The sequence below is a fragment of the uncultured Streptococcus sp. genome, from assembly GCF_915066115.1.
In the GTDB taxonomy this organism is placed as follows: domain Bacteria; phylum Bacillota; class Bacilli; order Lactobacillales; family Streptococcaceae; genus Streptococcus.
In genome coordinates, this window is the sequence record NZ_CAJZDT010000172.1 from 1 (window position 1) to 3027 (window position 3027).

4 protein-coding genes are annotated in these 3027 nt (G+C 44.6%); all 4 read left to right on the forward strand.

Translation table 11 applies throughout. The features are described 5' to 3' along the window. The coding region (locus tag QZ565_RS09015; protein WP_295528478.1) for an aminotransferase class I/II-fold pyridoxal phosphate-dependent enzyme at window positions 1-692 on the forward strand (692 nt) is incomplete at its 5' end. After that, window positions 689-1459 (forward strand): DNA repair protein RecO, encoded by a 771-nt coding sequence (gene recO / locus QZ565_RS09020; protein WP_295528481.1) that lies wholly within the window; start codon window positions 689-691, stop codon window positions 1457-1459. The genes QZ565_RS09015 and recO, both read left to right, overlap by 4 nt. Beyond that, complete coding sequence (gene plsX, locus QZ565_RS09025; protein WP_295528484.1) at window positions 1456-2448, forward strand: phosphate acyltransferase PlsX; 993 nt, start codon at window positions 1456-1458, stop codon at window positions 2446-2448. The genes recO and plsX overlap by 4 nt, the downstream gene beginning before the upstream one ends. Before the next feature lie 5 nt (window positions 2449-2453). Continuing rightward, the gene (locus QZ565_RS09030) at window positions 2454-2690 is read left to right on the forward strand and encodes an acyl carrier protein (protein WP_000136444.1); all 237 of its coding nucleotides are present in this window, start codon (window positions 2454-2456) and stop codon (window positions 2688-2690) included. Window positions 2691-3027 lie beyond the last annotated feature (337 nt).

Genomic DNA, 3027 nt, shown 5'->3' on the forward strand with positions numbered 1-3027 from the left:
TTTGGGAGCAGGGTGACAAGCTCAGGGCGTTTATTCTCAACTATCCAGCCAATCCGACAGGAATTACCTACAGTCGAGAGCAGTTGGAAGCTTTGGCAGCTGTTTTACGCAAGTATGAGATTTTCGTGGTTTGTGATGAGGTTTATTCAGAATTGACCTACACAGGGGAAGCCCATGTGTCTCTAGGAACTATGCTGAGAGATCAGGCTATTATTATCAATGGTTTGTCTAAATCGCATGCCATGACAGGTTGGCGTTTGGGGCTGATTTTCGCTCCTGCGGCCTTCACAGCCCAGTTGATCAAGAGTCACCAGTACTTGGTTACTGCCGCAAATACCATGGCTCAACATGCTGCGGTGGAAGCCTTGACGGCCGGTAAAAACGATGCGGAGCCTATGAAGAAGGAATATATCCAGCGTCGGGACTATATTATCGAGAAAATGACTGCTCTTGGTTTTGAGATTATCAAACCAGACGGTGCCTTCTATATCTTTGCTAAGATTCCAGCGGGCTACAATCAAGACTCCTTTGCTTTTCTGAAGGATTTTGCTCAGAAGAAGGCCGTTGCCTTTATCCCTGGAGCAGCTTTTGGACGTTACGGGGAAGGCTATGTTCGCCTATCTTATGCAGCTAGTATGGAGACGATCAAAGAAGCCATGAAACGACTTGAGGAGTACATGAGAGAAGCATGATTCAGTCTATCACGAGTCAAGGCTTGGTGCTCTACAATCGCAATTTTCGGGAGGATGACAAGCTCGTCAAGATTTTTACAGAGCAGGCTGGCAAGCGCATGTTTTTCGTTAAACATGCTGGCCAGTCTAAGCTGGCCCCTGTTATTCAGCCCTTGGTGCTGGCACGATTTCTCTTGCGAATCAATGATGATGGGCTCAGTTACATTGAGGACTATCATGAGGTGATGACCTTTCCAAAGATTAATAGCGATCTCTTTGTCATGGCTTATGCGACCTACGTAGCGGCTCTTGCAGATGCTAGTTTGCAGGACAATCAGCAAGATGCTCCCTTGTTTGCTTTTTTGCAAAAGACTTTGGAGTTGATGGAAGCTGGCTTGGATTATCAGGTTTTGACCAATATTTTTGAAATTCAAATCTTGACTCGATTTGGGATCAGCCTCAATTTTAATGAGTGTGTCTTCTGCCATCGGGTCGGTCAGGCTTTTGACTTTTCTTTCAAATATGGCGCCTGCCTCTGTCCAGAGCATTATCATGAAGATGAGAGACGTTGCCATCTCAATCCCAATATCCCTTATCTGCTCAATCAATTTCAAGACATTGATTTTGAGACCTTGGAGACCATTTCGCTCAAGTCCGAAATTAAGCAAGAACTACGCCAGTTTATGGATCAACTCTATGAAGAGTACGTTGGGATTCACCTAAAATCAAAGAAATTTATTGATTCCCTAGCAGACTGGGGTCAATTACTAAAAGAGGAAAACAAATGAAAAAAATCGCAGTAGATGCCATGGGGGGCGATTACGCACCCCAAGCCATCGTTGAGGGTGTCAATCAAGCCCTAGCTGACTTTTCAGATATCGAGGTTCAACTCTACGGAGATGAAGCTAAAATCAAGCAATATCTGACAGCGACAGAGCGCGTTAGCATTATCCATACGGATGAAAAGATTGATTCAGACGATGAACCTACGAGAGCTATTCGGAAGAAGAAAAATGCCAGTATGGTCTTGGCGGCCAAGGCTGTCAAAGATGGAGAGGCAGACGCTGTTCTCTCAGCTGGGAATACAGGTGCTTTACTAGCAGCAGGATTTTTCATCGTGGGTCGTATCAAGAACATTGATCGCCCTGGGCTTATGTCAACATTGCCGACTGTAGATGGGAGAGGTTTTGACATGCTGGACCTCGGTGCCAATGCGGAAAATACAGCCCAGCACCTCCATCAATACGCGGTTCTAGGTTCTTTCTATGCTAAAAATGTCCGTGGAATTGCGCAACCACGTGTTGGTTTGCTCAACAATGGAACAGAGAGTAGTAAGGGTGACCCGCTTCGTAAGGAAACTTACGAATTGCTAGTAGCTGATGAAAGTTTGAACTTTATCGGAAACGTGGAAGCGCGTGATTTGATGAATGGCGTTGCGGATGTTGTCGTGGCAGATGGTTTCACGGGAAACGCTGTGCTCAAATCCATTGAAGGAACAGCTATGGGAATCATGGGTTTGCTCAAGACCGCTATTACAGGTGGTGGTCTTCGAGCGAAACTAGGTGCCCTCCTTCTCAAGGACAGCCTCAGAGGTTTGAAAAAACAGCTCAACTACTCAGATGTTGGTGGGGCAGTCTTGTTTGGTGTCAAGGCACCGGTTGTCAAGACTCATGGCTCAAGCGATGCCAAGGCTGTTTATAGTACAATCCGCCAGATTCGTACCATGCTAGAAACAGACGTAGTTGCCCAGACTGCGCGTGAATTTTCAGGAGAATAAAAGAGATGACAGAAAAAGAAATTTTTGACCGTATTGTGACCATTATCCAAGAGCGACAGGGAGAGGACTTTGTCGTGACAGAATCCTTGAGTCTGAAAGACGATTTGGATGCTGACTCCGTTGACTTGATGGAGTTTATCTTGACACTGGAGGATGAATTTAATATCGAAATCAGCGATGAGGAAATTGACCAACTGCAAAGTGTGGGAGATGTGGTAGAAGTCGTCAAAAGTAAAGAATAGTAAGAAGCAAGATAAGAGGAGTTGCATGTTGCTAAGAATGTAGATAAATATCCTATTTGACAATTATCTACATTTTAATCTTTATAAATATATATTTGAGGTAGGGCGTTTGTTCTGCCTATTTTTTTATCCTAAAAGTGCAGTTGGGAGGGAGATAGGCACATTTGGGGAGGAAGTCCAGTTTTTGTTTGGTGATTGAGGTAAGATAGTTGTTATCAGATGAGTTTATACTCTTCGAAAATCAAATTCAAACCACGTCAACGTCGCCTTGCCGTAGGTATGGTTACTGACTTCGTCAGTTCTATCTGCAACCTCAAAACAGTGTTTTGAGCTGACT